The 665-nt window shown below is 66.0% G+C and carries 1 protein-coding gene; it reads left to right on the top strand.

What is annotated here, in order from left to right; genetic code table 11:
* Positions 1-631, top strand: a 631-nt coding sequence (locus tag NA4_RS38470) for an IS3 family transposase (protein WP_157129607.1), incomplete at its 5' end; no start/stop codon positions are given.
* Positions 632-665: the final 34 nt, after the last annotated feature.

Genomic DNA, 665 nt, shown 5'->3' with positions numbered 1-665 from the left:
AAGGAAACTACTGAAGCGGCGCAGCCTGACCCGTCAGGGGAAACGGCCGGTGGCGCGTGATCTGGTGCGGCGTCAGTTCACTGCGGTCGCCCCGGACGTGTTGTGGGTCGGCGACGTGACCGAAATACCCACAGCCGAGGGGAAACTGTTTCTGGCGACGGTGGAAGACCGGTTCTCAGGCCGTCTGCTCGGCTACGCCACCGGCGCCCACCACGACGCCGAATTGACCTGCGCGGCACTACGAATGGCAGCAGTGACCCGTGGCGGATTCGACGCGGTCGACGGGGTGATATTCCATTCCGACCGCGGCAGCGAATACACCGCCGCCGCGCTCGGCCGGTTGTGCCGGGTCTTCGGGGTGGTGCAGTCGATGGGCCGGGTCGGATCGGCCCTGGACAACAGCCCCGCCGAAGCGTTCAACTCCACGTTGAAGGTCGAGTTCGTGCACCGGCACCGCTTCCGCACACGCGCCGAAGCCGCGTTGCGGATCGTCACCTGGATCACCGGCTTCTACAACCCGACCCGACGGCACAGCCTGTGCGGCGGAATGTCGCCGATCAACTACGAGACACACATGGCCGCCGCCCGAGCGGCCTCGGCAGCGGCCCTGTCACAAGACAAGGCCGCATAGAGGACCCTCCACACTTTGAGGGGATTGACAGTGG

This window comes from Nocardia amamiensis NBRC 102102 (genome assembly GCF_001612745.1).
GTDB lineage: Bacteria > Actinomycetota > Actinomycetes > Mycobacteriales > Mycobacteriaceae > Nocardia > Nocardia amamiensis.
This window is presented reverse-complemented; position numbering and strand designations above follow the sequence as displayed.